The sequence below is a fragment of the Bacillus sp. EKM420B genome (assembly GCF_011065565.1).
GTDB classification, from domain to species: Bacteria; Bacillota; Bacilli; order Bacillales; family Bacillaceae; genus Bacillus; species Bacillus velezensis.
Genome location: NZ_JAAMNX010000002.1, coordinates 260,393 through 273,105, shown reverse-complemented (window position 1 = coordinate 273,105; position 12,713 = coordinate 260,393). Strand labels below are relative to the sequence as shown.

Genomic DNA, 12,713 nt, shown 5'->3' with positions numbered 1-12,713 from the left:
TCTTGTTCAATTTCAATCTTGTTTATCGTCGGATACTTTAAATTCGTTTTTCTTTACATCTTCCCACGGGTCTGTTTTAGAGTGCGGTGATACGGCTTTGTAGCCAAGGCGTTTGCGCGCCTCCATCGCATATTCGGCATCTTGGCCGTGGTCAACGTATTTTAAGTGTGTAGAAGAGAACGTTAATTTTCCGACATTCTCCGGAAGCATCAGTTCGTCATACTTCTCTTTCGTCAGCTTTGGAGAATCGCTTTGGGCTTTTTTCACCCAGCTGTTAAAGTCTTTTTGCGTAACAGCTTTTACGTTGAATTTCTGGTCGGCAAAGTGTTCGCCGGTGAAGTTCGCGTTGCGGCCTTCATATGTCCCCACTTTGTCAGCCTGTAAGTATTGATCCATCAGCATTCCCGCCATCGCGTATTTTTGTCCCCCAAGCTGAGGAATCCATAGCGATGCCATTGAATCTGCTGAAGAAATTTTAAATAAAACCGGACGGTCTACAGGAATGTTCAGGTAGTTAACCGTCTCAATATCCTGCTCAGGGTAGCTGAATACCCATTTCCAGTCTACCGAAGTAGCATAAACAACAAGAGGCTCTTTATCCTTTGTCGCTTCAGGCGCTTTTTCTAACGAATATATCGTCTGTACGGTAGGCACAGAAAGTGCAATAACAATTAAAATTGGGATCACTGTCCAGACTACTTCTAAGAACGTGTTGCCGTGCATCTCGGGCTTGTAATTTCCGCTGTCTTTGCCTTTGCGGTCGCGGTATTTCACTAAAATGATTGTAAATAGTACGAATACGACGCCGACAATGAACAGCATAAATCCGATTGACAAGAGAATCAGATCTTTCTGCTGGTCTGCTACAGGTCCTTTCGGATCTAAAACGGAAATGTCGCTGCATCCGCCCAGTACGAAAACAACAGCCAACATCGCTAATAAAAGTAACGGTTTAAATGCTCTGAACAAGAAGATCACCATCCTTCCTATTGATGTAGTGAATCTGAAATGTACTTTCTCAAAATCTTTTCTCTATCTACCTTGTTATGCTATCAAAATCTGCCCTTATTAGCTTTATTTTTTTCTAAAGTTCATCTTTTTTTCGACCTAATGTCACAAAATCGTCAAAAAATGCATGAACTTTTTCCACTTGCGTAAATCAAACATAAAAAGTTTTAGATCATTTAGCATATATAGAGAAAAAAGATAGCGAGAACGAATAATACCAAATAAAGGTTTACCATAATAAAAATCGCTGGTCAACAAAAAGTTTCATTTTGTTAAACATTCTACAAAAGAAATATTTTTTCCTTTGCTCACACCTTTTCACACGGTTTCCATTTTAACGCAACGCATTGTGAAAAAAAAGACCGGAACGCGCCTTGATATGTTCATTATAAAAAACGCATTCATATGTTTAATATGGACAAAACGAAGGAAACATATAGGCATAAATAATAAAAAATAGGAAGTGATATTTATGGGTTTTATCGTATCTCTGATTGTCGCTATTATTATCGGCTGGATCGGAAGTTTATTTGTAAAAGGCAGTATGCCCGGGGGAATCATCGGGTCAATGATCGCCGGTCTGATCGGCGCATGGATCGGGCACGGACTGCTCGGCACATGGGGTCCTCACCTTGCCGGCTTTGCCATCATTCCGGCAATCATCGGAGCTGCGATCGTGGTATTCTTATTCAGCCTGATCGCCAGAAGCAGAGGATAAAAAAAAGCCTCGTCCCTTATGGGATGGGGCTTTTTTCCGGTAGAGCGCCCAAATGGCGGATAAACCGCCGGAAAGCCGCTCTGCCTTCTTCTGTCTGTTTAAAGACGCCGGCATGCTCCAGTATCCGCGCAAAGGCATGGCCGATTTCCTCTTTCAGAATCTGTTCCGCGTTTTCTTTCGTTACCTTCCGCTTATGCAGCACACTGAGCGCCCAATCTTTATGCTTTGCCGCAGAAGGGTCTGCCGTTAAGACCGCTTCCGGGTCCGGTGAGCACAGCGCTTCAGCCGTGTATTTCATTTCTTGTTCAAGGCGGCCCGGCAGAATCGCAAGCCCCATTACCTCAATCAGTCCGATATTTTCTTTTTTCAGGTGATGAACTTCCTGATGGGGATGAAAAATTCCCAGCGGATGCTCATCAGAGGTGCGGTTATTTCTGAGGACGAGATCTAATTCGAATAAACCGTTTCTCCGCCGGGCAATCGGCGTAATTGTATTGTGCGGTGTTTCTCCTGAACAGGCGAGGAGATCAGCCTCCTCATCGGAATAACCGCGCCATGCCCGCAGGATGGCATCCGCCGCGCCGGAAAGCTCAGACGCGCTCTCGCTCTGCAGGCGGATGACCGACATCGGCCACTTCACAATTCCCAGCACCGTTTTCGGATAGTCAGGCAGCCTGTACCGGCTTTCTGTCTCCGCCCGCGCCATCGGGAATTCATAATGGCCCCCCTGAAAATGGTCGTGGCTTAAAATACTGCCGCCGACAATCGGCAGATCAGCATTGGAACCGAGAAAATAATGAGGATACTGGCTGACGAACGACAGCAGCCGGTCAAACGTTTTTTTGCTGATCTTCATCGGTTCGTGCCGGTCTTTCAAAACGATGCAATGCTCCCGGTAATACACATACGGAGAAAATTGCAGAAACCACTGCTCATCGCCGAGAATGACCGGAATGACACGAAGGTTTTGACGCGCCGGGTGATCCGGTCTCCCCTCGTACCCGACATTTTCTTTACAAAGAACACATCTCGGATAATCGGATTGAGGCTGCTCTTTGGCAGCGGCAATTGCTTTCGGATCTTTTTCCGGTTTTGAAAGATTGATCGTGATGTCCAGCTTTCCGTAAGCCGTCTCAGCCGTCCACCCGACATTCCGCTGTATTCTGTCCGAACGGATATAATACACATCCTCTGAAAATCGGTAAAACGCCTTTGTCGCCTGCTCCGGCCCGTGCACCGCCTTTGTTTCTTCAAAACGACGGACAATCTCGGACGGCTGCGGGGCAAAGCAGCCCATGATCTTCGCGCTCAGCAGGTCGCGATAGGTGTCTGTATCGGCTGCAATCCGGCCCGTTTCTGCCGCCCATTCATAAATCGGGGCCAATATGTCCGGCAATGATGCCGACGATTCATTTTCTTTCTGTTCTGAAGCCTCCGGATGGGTAATATGCAAAGTTTCATATAAACGGTTTCTTGTATATTCAATATCAAGAAATGAAATCAGCTCTTTTTGCAATCCGTACCGGATTAAACGTTCCACGTGCCGCTCAATTGCCATCGTCATCCCCCTTTAGTTCTCTCGCTCCGATATCCGCCGTGTAAAAGTCAGCTTTTCTCCCTGTCTTCTCCTCATAGCGGCCCCCGTTAGCTCTCCGATGAGATTCACTCTGCCGGGCGCAAAGAAAACGCGCAGGTCCTCCGATTCCCCGAATACATCAGCAAACGCTTTCTTTATTTTGTGCTTCATACGCATCCCCTTCCACCATTACACTTTCCCCCCGGGGCGCGGAAAGAAACCGTTATGACACGCCCTCTTCTTTCGCTTTTCTGAAGACAATCCATTTGCTGGCCGCATAGTTGACGACTACAATAATGACGTTATCGGCGATTTTCGCCAATGTTTCGTTCATATGAAATTGACTGACCAGAAGAATCATCATGGCGAGATCGATGGCGAGAGACAGTACCCGCACGCTGAAAAAGGCCGTTAATTCTTTCATCAGACTCCGCATCCCCGCGGTCTTTTGCTGAAAGACATACCGTTTATTCGTAACATAAGCAAATAGAACGGACAGAATCCAAGCGGCGACAGTCGCCGCCTTGTAATCCATCTCAAATGCCGACGTCAGAATGTAAAAACTGACGATATTCACGATGGTCGTGAATATCCCCATAATGATATACATCATAATTTCTCTGTAGCGCATGGCAGTTCCTCGCTTTCTGAAAGACTTTTCTAAACCTTTTGTCAAATCAAGAAGAACGTTACCCTGATTTTCTGCCGCTGACAAAAACATAGAGCGCGTCAAACATGCTGCGGAAAGTAACCGGCCTTCCCAGCACATTGGATTGCTTAATCATCCCGTCGATGAGCGCGCACATCATGTTAGCGGTATGCTCGGTATCTATATGGTCTTCTATTAAATTTCTCGATTTGAGCCAATTTATGTACATGGTGCTTTCTTCTATCCATAACTTATACAGACGGATATACGCCTCATATTCACTGACGACTTTGTAAGTGGGCATATGAACGGCAAAAGACACAACATTCCAGGCAGGCTTGCTGTTTACAAACCGCATCAACAGGCTGGCCGCGCTTGCCGCGGCTTCACAAAGCGTCAACGGCCGCTCTGTTTGCTTTTCTAATTCGTCGAGATAGCCAGTGATGATCCTTTTTTTAATCTGACGCCTCTCTAACAAATGCTTCAGAAAATCTTCCTTGCTTTCAAAATGAACGTAAAACGCCCCTTTGCTGAAACCCGCCGCTTTACTGATGTCATCGATTGAGACTGAATCGTAAGCTCTTTCAATCAGGAGATGAAGGCCTGCGTCAATAAAACTTTCAAATGTTTCTTCTCTCTTAATTTGAAATTTGTTTTTTTTCATTTTTTACCCCAGCTGTTTGATCATTCACTTTATCTTACACCGAATCATTCTTTTGCGGTATTTTTTATGCAAAAAGAATATGCTAATCGACGTTTTGAGGGTAAATGTTAATAGGTCATATGGTTTATTTTTATTTGCATACTATCCAGTCAGTATTTATTTGTTTATTATTATATGTAAGAATTCTTGAAGGATTTTGGTTATTTCAGTCATTTTCTTAGGGAATAGGTAGGTGAATTCATCTTCAATTTGGGATTACCGGCCAACTATGTGTGATATTTGTTATACATTGGCTGCTGTAGCTGGGCAAATCAATTTTTCAATTGGAGGTTCTTATGAAAACTCATGTAATGAAAGATATAGATCAAGATTGGCAATTGTTAATTCAAGAGGCTAGAATCATGGGTTTGCACATTGACGATGTGAGGCGCTTCTTAAATACTGAAAAAGCGGTGAAGAAAAAAACACCAATGAAAAACACCATCCGCCAGCGGTAAGATTACAGGCGGATCCTTTTACTATATGACCTGCCACAGTCCGCCCGCACCCGAGTTTTCAAAGGAACACCCGCAATAAGAGGGGAATCAGAGAACAAACCGTATACCGGACAACCATTCCCGTCCGTATTCCGCAATTGAACAGCCAAACATGGTGATATGAGATCCCCCCGCTGCATATCTTGTGTATTATGCCCATTTATGAGGTGATACACAGATGGATACGAATCCCTATTATGATGAAAAACAACAGAACTACTACGAAGGCCTGAATCCTTATTTATTGAACAAAATAGACGAAAACTGGCGGACAGTGCTTGATGTCGGCTGCGGAACGGGCAATTTAGGAGCGGCGATCGAAGACCGCGGAATAACGGTTTACGGCATTGAAGCGTATCCCGAAGCCGCAAAAAAGGCGGAAAGCAAATTGAGCCACGTGCTTTGCGGCGACATTGAATCCGCCATTCTTCCGTACGAATCAGAGCAATTCGACTGCATGCTGTTCGGAGACGTTCTTGAGCATCTTATCGACCCGTGGACAGTGCTGAAAAAGCTTCGTCCTTATGTAAAAAAAGACGGCACGGTGCTTGCATGCATACCGAATGTCGGCCACATCTCAGTCGTGCTGGAGCTTTTAGCCGGCAAATGGACTTACAGTGACGCCGGATTAATGGATCAGACCCACCTGCGTTTTTTTACCCGGGAAGAGACTCTTTCATTATTTAAAGCCGCCGGCTATGAGGTCAAACGCATTGAGGCGATCCGCGTTGATCACCCTTCTTACCACAAAGCCATCGCATCATTGCACGAAGTATGCGTACAGCTTGGCATAAGGCATGACTTTATGACAGAAGCATCGGCCTATCAATATGTGATTGAGGCCGAGAGGAGCATGTAATGGATTCACATTCATTTCTGTTTGTCGTCTGTGTGAATGATGAGTCGCTGTACTCCCGGTGCAAGAGCCATATCATGCAGCTTACCGTCCCCCCTTCATACTCCGTTGATATCATGCCGATATACGATTCAGCAAGCATGGCCTCGTCCTACAACAAAGCGCTGAAACACCCCTCCAAATATAAAATTTATCTGCATCAGGATACTTTTATCATTCATCAGCATATCCTTCATGACATGCTTCATATCTTTCAATCTCATCAGGAGCTCGGCCTTCTCGGTGTCGCCGGCTGCAAAACCTTGCCGCCGAACGGCATTTGGTGGGAAAGCGGGCAGCGGATGGGAAAAGTGATTGAATACCGGGGGAATGCTTATCACCCGCTGGATTTTGAGCACGGTGATGAAGACGGCCTGTTTACGCCCGCTGACGCCATTGACGGCTTGTTAATGGCCGCTCAATATGACGTGGAGTGGCGGGAGGATTTGTTTCGCGGCTTTCATTTTTACGACACATCACAGTCGCTCGAATTTCAAAAACACGGCTATCAAGTCGGCGTCGCCTGCCAGAAAGACCCTTGGTGCCTTCATTTTTGCGGCGACTCCTTTGACGCCGCGGCATATGAAGCGGACAGACAAACATTTGTCAAACACTATATGGCAAAGCCCTCTCGCTGATGCAAAGAGGGCTTTTTACTAACGTTTATTCAGTTCCCGCTCAATGATTTGTTCAAAGGTTTCCTTCCCCGCCGCGCCAGGGATTCTCTCATCGCCGATGATAAACGTCGGCACTGCCGTAATGCCGGCTTCCTCATAAGCATGGCGGAGCGCTTCCCGCTGTACGTGTCTGTACGCTCTTGTCTCAAGCGCCTCTTTGAAGGCAGCGCCGTCAAGTCCGGCTTCTTCCGCAAGCTTTGTCAGCACGCCAACGTCACCGATATTTTGTTCTTCCTGAAAGAACGCCTGAAAAACGCGTGTATGGTATTCGCTTCCTTTCCCGTGTTCCTTTGCGAAATGAAAGCCTTCAAATGCCAAATCCGTGTAAGGATGCGGTGACACGCGGGGGAACGTGATTTCAACGCCTAACGACTGCGCCATCGGCTCAATGGAGTTTTTCCACATCTGCCGCTTGGCGGGATCATTCACCGGATCAAGTTTCGGCGAGGGGCTCGGACGCAATTCAAACGGCATCCATTCCACCTGTACGTCCTTGTCCTTGATTGCTTCTTCAAACGCCGCTTTGCCGACATAGCAAAACGGACATACATAATCAGAATATACTTTAATCTGCAGTGTCATTGTAAGTCTCCTTTCCTTATCATTTTAAGTTGTAACTTTTATAGTTACAAGTGTTTTTTTAAAAAACACCCTCCATATGGAAGGTGTCACGATTCCAGCAGCCTTTGGGCGATATATTCTCCTTTTTTACAGCCGCCGGGACAGGCGAATAAGGAAGAGCCGATCGTTTGTGTGTATTCATTCAGCGCATCCTTTGCCGCCAAAGCCTTCAGCATCGGGACAAATTGGCGGTCCGGGTCTTTTTGAAAGCAGATAAACAGCAGGCCTGCGTCAACATAGCCCGTCTTCGGATCAATTCCGTCCGTATAGGAAAATGCCCGGCGCAGGATCTGTCTGCCGGTTGATTTTGCCACGCTGACATGCGAGTCGGCGGGAATTTGATTCAGCTTCACGGGATCGGTTTCCTTTTTTTGTCCGAAAGGCGCGCCCGAGCTTTTCACCCGCCCGAACGTGTCCTCTTGTTCCTTCAAGGATGAACGGTCCCATATATCTAAAAACATCTTAATTTTCCTAAACGCCATGTACGTGCCGCCCGTCATCCAGTCCGGCTCTCCTGATTGAACCCAAACGATCGAATTCATCAGGTTTTCATCCTTCGTGCTTTGGTTGCCGGTACCGTCTTTGAATCCGAAGAGGTTGCGCGGTGTTTCTCCGTTTTTTCCGCCGCTTAAGAAACCTTTATTGAGAAAGCGGACTTCACACACACCCGATGCCTGTTTCATCAGGTTGCGCACCGCGTGAAACGCCGTTTGTTCATTATCCGCGCAGACCTGTATGACGATATCACCGCCGCCTTGTTTCTTATCGAGCTTGTCGTTAGGCATCGGCGGAATATCGGCGAGGTGCTTCGGTTTTTTATCTTTCAGTCCGAAGCGGTCCTTCCCGTCTTTCTCGAAAAACCCGGGGCCGAAGCCGAAGGTAACGGTCAAATTCGCCGGTGCCAGATCCTGCGACTCCCCGGTATCCTGCGGAGGCATATATTTATTTTTCTGTTCGCCTGACGGGACGGCGCCTGAAGTCAGCAGCTGCGTCAAGCTTGTCCATTGTTTGAAAAGGGAGATGACATCGGCTTTGTCGCTTGACATGACATCAAGCGCCGCAAAATACACATACGTCTGATGCATTGTTGTGATTCCTGCTTGGTGCTTTCCGTAAAAAGGAACGATTTGATCACGATCATGTTTTTCATCATTCTTCTTTGAAGCGGTGGCCGCCGGTTTGAAGAGCGGCGCGAGTCCTCCGAGGCCGCTCGCTCCGACAGCGACGGCTGCGCCCGCGACGGCGCCCCACTTCAGGACATCCCGTCTGTGGATCTGTTTTTCCTTGTTATGTTCATCGCTCATGCTGTGTCTTAACTCCTTTTAAAGCACATCGGCAATCTTCGACATGGTTTCAGAAAGGGCCGTCAGCTTCGTGCTTATCTCTCTGATTTGATCTGTACTTAATGTATCACAAGACGTATACGATTGATCGCACGTTTTGTATTTCGACATCAAAACTTCAAATTCGCTGAATTCTGCATTAAGTTTTTCCGTGACCTCGAAATGATCTCTCACTGGCGCTATTCACTGTTTTATAGAGGGCTTTTGAGCCTTCGGCGCCGGCGGTGATTGGTTCAGGCGTCACTTTGAGAGAAGCGATAGAGCCGTCAAACGCTTCGGTCGATATTGCAAGCTGATTGCTCTGTTCTTGACATACGGCTTATATTCTCCAAGTCCGTCACTGCCTTTTTGCGCACACAGAAAAAGGGCCGCCCTATCGGGACAGCCCTGCTTTGGAGCGCCGAATTTCCTCTGAAAACTTCCGCGCCGCCGCTTTTGGATCTTCGGCTTGGCTGATGGCGCTGATCATGCTGACGCCGTCTGCACCCGCTTCAATGACGGGCGCCGCGTTGTCAGCCGTAATGCCGCCGATTCCTACAATCGGAATGGTGATGCCCTGACGCCTTACCTCTTCAATCAATGTGACGCCCTGCACGGCTTCAGCATCTTTTTTTGTTTCGGTCGGATAGACCGGGCCCATTCCGACGTAATCGGCTCCGGCTTCTTCCGCCCGCTTCACCTCGGAGACGTTATGTGCTGACACACCGAGAATCATATCGCCGATTGCCGCTCTCGTTTCTTCGGCGTCTGCGTCATCCTGTCCGATATGCACTCCGTCCGCCTCAAGGCGCAAGGCCAATTCGACATCATCATTAATGATGAAAGGAATCCCGGCCTGCCTGCAGACATCCTGCACCCGCTTCGCGAACAGGACACGTTCATCCCCTGTTAAAGAACCGCTCCCCTTTTCCCGAAATTGAAAAAGCGTAGCGCCGCCCTCAATGGCTTTTTTCACCACGGAAACCGGGTCTGCGCTTGTATTGTTTGACCCCATAATAAAATAAACCGATAACATATCCTTCATCATTTCCCGAGAAATACGCGTCATTTTTCTGTCACCCTTTCAATTGCAGCAAGCTCGGCCGCTTCTTGTTCTGAGATGCTTGCCAGCTTGTTTAAAAGCTCAATCTGGAAGCTGCCCGGCCCCTTATGGGAGGTGTCCAAAGCGGCAAGCTGAGCGGCGCTTCCGTATACAGAAACGGCTGAAACGGCCGCTTGCAGAACGTCCTGCCCCGCTGCGCAGAAGGCTCCGATTACAGACGTCAGCAGGCATCCCGCCCCCGTCACCTTCGTCAGCAGTTTATCACCGTTATGTACGGCGTATGTGTCGGTGCCGTCGGAGATGACGTCGGTTTTTCCGGTAATCGCAATGACCGTCTTCAGCCTGCTTGCAGCCGTCTTAGCGAGCTGAACCGCATCTCCTTCGGCTTCCCCCGCATCCACGCCTTTTATCTTCCAATCAGGGGCGCCGGCAATATTGGCAATTTCCGCGGCATTTCCGCGAATAACGGACAAGCGGACCTCCTGTATGATCTTGCGGGCTGATGCCGTCCGAAACTGCGTGGCGCCGGCGCCTACCGGATCAAAAATGACCGGAACACCGTTTTCATTGGCCGATTTTCCGGCTGCGATCATAGCTTCAACCGATGCCGAGCTGAGGGTGCCTATGTTCAGGACGAGCGCTCCGGCGATTTTCGCCATGTCGGCGGCCTCCTCAATTGCATAAGCCATAACGGGCGATGCGCCGAGCGCGAGCAGTCCGTTAGCGGTGAAGTTCGTGACGACATTATTGGTGATACTGTGAACAAGCGGGTTTTGATCCCGCACTTTACTCAAGTGTTGAGCTGCGGTTTGTGCGTCCATGTTAATCATCCTTTTTTCTCTTTTTCGGATTCCATAAATACGATTTCGTATGCTCCAGCCAGGCTCTGGCAGCAAAGGACATATAGCGGTCTTTCCGCCAAATGATGGCTAAATGCCACGGAATGACCGGATGAACGAGCGGAATGGTTCTGACTTTGTCAGGATCAAGACCGCGGCAGATTCTTTCCGGCAGCAGACCGATACCGAGATTGGCGGATACCATTTCGCTGATAAAGTCCCACTGTGACGTTTCATAAATGACGTGCGGCCTGAATCCGGCTTTCACGCATTCCGTCATAATTCGATTATGAAGGACAAAATCCTCCCTGAAAAATATGAACGGCTCTTCTTTCAATTCATGAAGACTGCATTCTTTCTCGTCAGCGAGCCGATGTGACGGATGGACGACGAGCATAAGGGTTTCCTTGACGATTGTGAATGTATGAAAAATCTCTTCATTCGCGGGAAGCACGACGACCCCGATATCAAGCGAGCCGTCCTCCACCCCTTGCTGCACTTTAATAGAGCCGTCCTCAACAAGCTGAAACGTCACATCGGGGTATGTGACGCGGAAGTCACCGAGCACTCTCGGGAAAAAGCCGGACCCGATCATCGGCGGAAGACCGATGCGGACGTGCCCTTTCTTCACTTCCATAATATCGTTCAGCTCTGACGTCAGGTTTTGGAATGACTTTGTGATTTCCTGCGCCTGCACATACATGCTCTGCCCGGCGTCAGTCAGTTCAACTTGCCGGCCATTGCGGTAAAACAGCTTAATGCCGAGCTCCGTCTCCAGGTTTTTAATCATTTTTGAGATTGTCGGCTGTGAAACATACAGCGACTGTGAGGCCTTCGTAAAGCTTTTCAAACGGGCCACTTCCAAGAAATACGTTAAGTGCCGAATATCCATTACATTTCATCCTTTCTATAGACAAAAGGAATACACATTATTCTTTATATGTATTTTACCTATAGCAAAACCTTCTGTACAATATAAATATAAGGGAGGCATCATTATGAAAAAATTGCTGCTTACCGTTATTCAAATCGCTCTGCTGTTTATATTTGCGCGTCTGATCAATTGGGTCACGGCGGCTCTTCATATAAATATTCCCGGCAGTATAATCGGGATTGTGATTCTTTTCACATTATTGCACTTCAAGATTATCAAACTTGAATGGATTGAGCTTGGCGCAGCATGGCTCCTCGGTGAGCTGCTGCTGTTTTTCATCCCGTCTGCCGTCGGAGTGATTGAATACGGAGATATTATGTCTAAATTCGGCGTAAGCATTTTACTTGTCGTCGTCATCAGCACATTTGTCGTGATGGTTTCAACAGGTACGCTTACACAGCTGATAGCAAAAAGAAAGGAGAAAAAACAAACGTGTTCATCGGAATCATAAGTTTATTCTTAACTGTCTTAGTGTATTTGGGCGCGAAAAAACTCTACATTCGTTTTCCGCGGGTGTATACGTCGCCGCTTCTGATTACGCCCGCTGTTTTGGTCGTCCTGCTGCTTCTTGTCAATGTCCCGTATCAGACATACAATCTCGGCGGCGGACTGCTGACCGATATGCTTCAGCCGGCAACAGTGGCGTTCGCCATCCCGCTTTATAAATATTTCCCGATTTTAAAGAAATACGCCGTGGAAATTATTTTGAACGTAGCGGTCGGTTCATGTATCGCCATTCTGTCAACAGCCTTTATCGCAAAATGGTTCCATCTCGGCAGCAGCTTAGTCGACAGTCTCGTGCCGCGATCCGTGACGACGCCGATTGCCATGAACGTTTCAGAAATGATCGGCGGGATGCCGGCCGTTACAGCGGTTTTCGTCATTTTAACGGCTTTATTGGGAACGATCATCGGGCCGATGGTCATCCGCTATTTCCGCATTGATAACGAAATTGCCCGGGGCGTGCTGCTCGGAACTAGCGCGCACGGAGCGGGAACATCTAAAGCATTTGAGCTCAGCTCCGTATCAGGAACGATCTCAAGCGTGTCCATGATTCTCGCCGCGATTATGACACTGTGCGCGGCCCCGATTTTGCTTTCGTTTATGTCATAAAAGACTGCTCCTTACAGAGCGGTCTTTTTTTAGTTGCTTCATAAAAAGACGAAAACACGATATGATAAGACATGAAGTGAAAAGACTGAAGAACGGAT

At 47.8% G+C, this 12,713-nt stretch carries 15 protein-coding genes and 3 pseudogenes; 6 read left to right on the top strand and 12 right to left on the bottom strand.

Annotated features, from left to right (window positions below; translation table 11 throughout):
• Window positions 1–12 precede the first annotated feature (12 nt).
• A complete protein-coding gene (gene qoxA, locus G9F48_RS06315) occupies window positions 13–978 on the bottom strand; it encodes a cytochrome aa3 quinol oxidase subunit II (protein WP_014306059.1) in 966 nt (321 codons plus the stop codon).
• 502 nt (window positions 979–1,480) lie between these two features.
• Here qoxA and G9F48_RS06310 point away from each other — a divergent pair.
• A complete protein-coding gene (locus G9F48_RS06310) occupies window positions 1,481–1,726 on the top strand; it encodes a GlsB/YeaQ/YmgE family stress response membrane protein (protein WP_003150926.1) in 246 nt (81 codons plus the stop codon).
• A gap of 16 nt (window positions 1,727–1,742) precedes the next feature.
• Here the strand turns inward: G9F48_RS06310 and galT are convergent, their stop codons facing one another.
• The 5 genes and pseudogenes from galT to G9F48_RS06290 all read right to left on the bottom strand — a co-directional run bounded on the left by galT (window position 1,743) and on the right by G9F48_RS06290 (window position 4,615).
• A complete protein-coding gene (gene galT / locus G9F48_RS06305) occupies window positions 1,743–3,284 on the bottom strand; it encodes a UDP-glucose--hexose-1-phosphate uridylyltransferase (protein WP_165409227.1) in 1,542 nt (513 codons plus the stop codon).
• Window positions 3,274–3,369 (bottom strand): annotated as a pseudogene (locus G9F48_RS20040) (hypothetical protein); the annotation flags it as partial. The pseudogene G9F48_RS20040 and the gene galT, both read right to left, overlap by 11 nt.
• A 38-nt stretch (window positions 3,370–3,407) precedes the next feature.
• Window positions 3,408–3,473, bottom strand: a pseudogene (locus tag G9F48_RS20035) (galactokinase family protein); the annotation flags it as partial.
• A gap of 52 nt (window positions 3,474–3,525) precedes the next feature.
• On the bottom strand, window positions 3,526–3,912 hold the full coding sequence (locus tag G9F48_RS06295) for a GtrA family protein (RefSeq protein ID WP_032857211.1): 387 nt from the start codon (window positions 3,910–3,912) through the stop codon (window positions 3,526–3,528).
• A gap of 79 nt (window positions 3,913–3,991) precedes the next feature.
• Window positions 3,992–4,615 carry a TetR/AcrR family transcriptional regulator gene (locus G9F48_RS06290; RefSeq protein ID WP_003150919.1) on the bottom strand — a complete coding sequence of 208 codons (624 nt, stop codon included), beginning with the start codon at window positions 4,613–4,615 and terminating at the stop codon, window positions 3,992–3,994.
• Window positions 4,616–4,950: 335 nt separating this feature from the next.
• On the opposite strand from G9F48_RS06290, the gene G9F48_RS06285 reads away from it, so the two are divergent.
• From G9F48_RS06285 to G9F48_RS06275, 3 genes are all read left to right on the top strand, one after another.
• Window positions 4,951–5,112, top strand: a complete 162-nt coding sequence (locus G9F48_RS06285) for an anti-repressor SinI family protein (RefSeq protein ID WP_003150917.1) — start codon at window positions 4,951–4,953, stop codon at window positions 5,110–5,112.
• A gap of 217 nt (window positions 5,113–5,329) precedes the next feature.
• Window positions 5,330–6,010 carry a class I SAM-dependent methyltransferase gene (locus G9F48_RS06280; RefSeq protein ID WP_003150915.1) on the top strand — a complete coding sequence of 227 codons (681 nt, stop codon included), beginning with the start codon at window positions 5,330–5,332 and terminating at the stop codon, window positions 6,008–6,010.
• Complete coding sequence (locus tag G9F48_RS06275) at window positions 6,010–6,684, top strand: glycosyltransferase family protein (RefSeq protein ID WP_025649415.1); 675 nt, start codon at window positions 6,010–6,012, stop codon at window positions 6,682–6,684. Before G9F48_RS06280 ends, G9F48_RS06275 begins: the two co-directional genes overlap by 1 nt.
• Window positions 6,685–6,702: 18 nt before the next feature.
• Here G9F48_RS06275 and G9F48_RS06270 read toward each other — a convergent pair whose 3' ends face one another.
• The 6 genes and pseudogenes from G9F48_RS06270 to cidR form a co-directional block, all read right to left on the bottom strand.
• On the bottom strand, window positions 6,703–7,305 hold the full coding sequence (locus tag G9F48_RS06270) for a DsbA family oxidoreductase (protein WP_129093809.1): 603 nt from the start codon (window positions 7,303–7,305) through the stop codon (window positions 6,703–6,705).
• Window positions 7,306–7,391: 86 nt separating this feature from the next.
• Window positions 7,392–8,648: an iron uptake transporter deferrochelatase/peroxidase subunit gene (efeB, locus tag G9F48_RS06265; protein WP_088056384.1), complete on the bottom strand. Its 1,257-nt coding sequence runs from the start codon at window positions 8,646–8,648 to the stop codon at window positions 7,392–7,394.
• A gap of 18 nt (window positions 8,649–8,666) precedes the next feature.
• Window positions 8,667–8,988, bottom strand: a pseudogene (locus G9F48_RS06260) (Efem/EfeO family lipoprotein); the annotation flags it as partial.
• 72 nt (window positions 8,989–9,060) lie between these two features.
• A complete protein-coding gene (gene thiE, locus G9F48_RS06255; protein ID WP_003150910.1) occupies window positions 9,061–9,735 on the bottom strand; it encodes a thiamine phosphate synthase in 675 nt (224 codons plus the stop codon).
• A complete protein-coding gene (thiM, locus tag G9F48_RS06250; protein WP_165409226.1) occupies window positions 9,732–10,550 on the bottom strand; it encodes a hydroxyethylthiazole kinase in 819 nt (272 codons plus the stop codon). Before thiM ends, thiE begins: the two co-directional genes overlap by 4 nt.
• Before the next feature lies 1 nt (window position 10,551).
• Window positions 10,552–11,460, bottom strand: a complete 909-nt coding sequence (cidR, locus tag G9F48_RS06245; protein WP_003150908.1) for a cidABC operon transcriptional activator CidR — start codon at window positions 11,458–11,460, stop codon at window positions 10,552–10,554.
• Window positions 11,461–11,566: 106 nt separating this feature from the next.
• Here cidR and G9F48_RS06240 point away from each other — a divergent pair, with 106 nt between their 5' ends.
• Together G9F48_RS06240 and G9F48_RS06235 are read left to right on the top strand one after the other, a co-directional pair.
• A complete protein-coding gene (locus G9F48_RS06240; RefSeq protein WP_007407725.1) occupies window positions 11,567–11,953 on the top strand; it encodes a CidA/LrgA family holin-like protein in 387 nt (128 codons plus the stop codon).
• A complete protein-coding gene (locus tag G9F48_RS06235) occupies window positions 11,935–12,615 on the top strand; it encodes a CidB/LrgB family autolysis modulator (protein WP_012118753.1) in 681 nt (226 codons plus the stop codon). The genes G9F48_RS06240 and G9F48_RS06235 overlap by 19 nt, the downstream gene beginning before the upstream one ends.
• Window positions 12,616–12,713 lie beyond the last annotated feature (98 nt).

What these genes read in the sequence shown, in the direction of transcription:
- G9F48_RS06310 (WP_003150926.1), top strand. Translation starts at nt 1,481, where the DNA reads ATGGGTTTTATCGTATCTCTGATTGTCGCTATTATTATCGGCTGGATC.
- galT (WP_165409227.1), bottom strand. Translation starts at nt 3,284, where the DNA reads ATGGCAATTGAGCGGCACGTGGAACGTTTAATCCGGTACGGATTGCAA.
- G9F48_RS06295 (WP_032857211.1), bottom strand. Translation starts at nt 3,912, where the DNA reads ATGTATATCATTATGGGGATATTCACGACCATCGTGAATATCGTCAGT.
- G9F48_RS06290 (WP_003150919.1), bottom strand. Translation starts at nt 4,615, where the DNA reads ATGAAAAAAAACAAATTTCAAATTAAGAGAGAAGAAACATTTGAAAGT.
- G9F48_RS06285 (WP_003150917.1), top strand. Translation starts at nt 4,951, where the DNA reads ATGAAAACTCATGTAATGAAAGATATAGATCAAGATTGGCAATTGTTA.
- G9F48_RS06280 (WP_003150915.1), top strand. Translation starts at nt 5,330, where the DNA reads ATGGATACGAATCCCTATTATGATGAAAAACAACAGAACTACTACGAA.
- G9F48_RS06275 (WP_025649415.1), top strand. Translation starts at nt 6,010, where the DNA reads ATGGATTCACATTCATTTCTGTTTGTCGTCTGTGTGAATGATGAGTCG.
- G9F48_RS06270 (WP_129093809.1), bottom strand. Translation starts at nt 7,305, where the DNA reads ATGACACTGCAGATTAAAGTATATTCTGATTATGTATGTCCGTTTTGC.
- efeB (WP_088056384.1), bottom strand. Translation starts at nt 8,648, where the DNA reads ATGAGCGATGAACATAACAAGGAAAAACAGATCCACAGACGGGATGTC.
- thiE (WP_003150910.1), bottom strand. Translation starts at nt 9,735, where the DNA reads ATGACGCGTATTTCTCGGGAAATGATGAAGGATATGTTATCGGTTTAT.
- thiM (WP_165409226.1), bottom strand. Translation starts at nt 10,550, where the DNA reads ATGGACGCACAAACCGCAGCTCAACACTTGAGTAAAGTGCGGGATCAA.
- cidR (WP_003150908.1), bottom strand. Translation starts at nt 11,460, where the DNA reads ATGGATATTCGGCACTTAACGTATTTCTTGGAAGTGGCCCGTTTGAAA.
- G9F48_RS06240 (WP_007407725.1), top strand. Translation starts at nt 11,567, where the DNA reads ATGAAAAAATTGCTGCTTACCGTTATTCAAATCGCTCTGCTGTTTATA.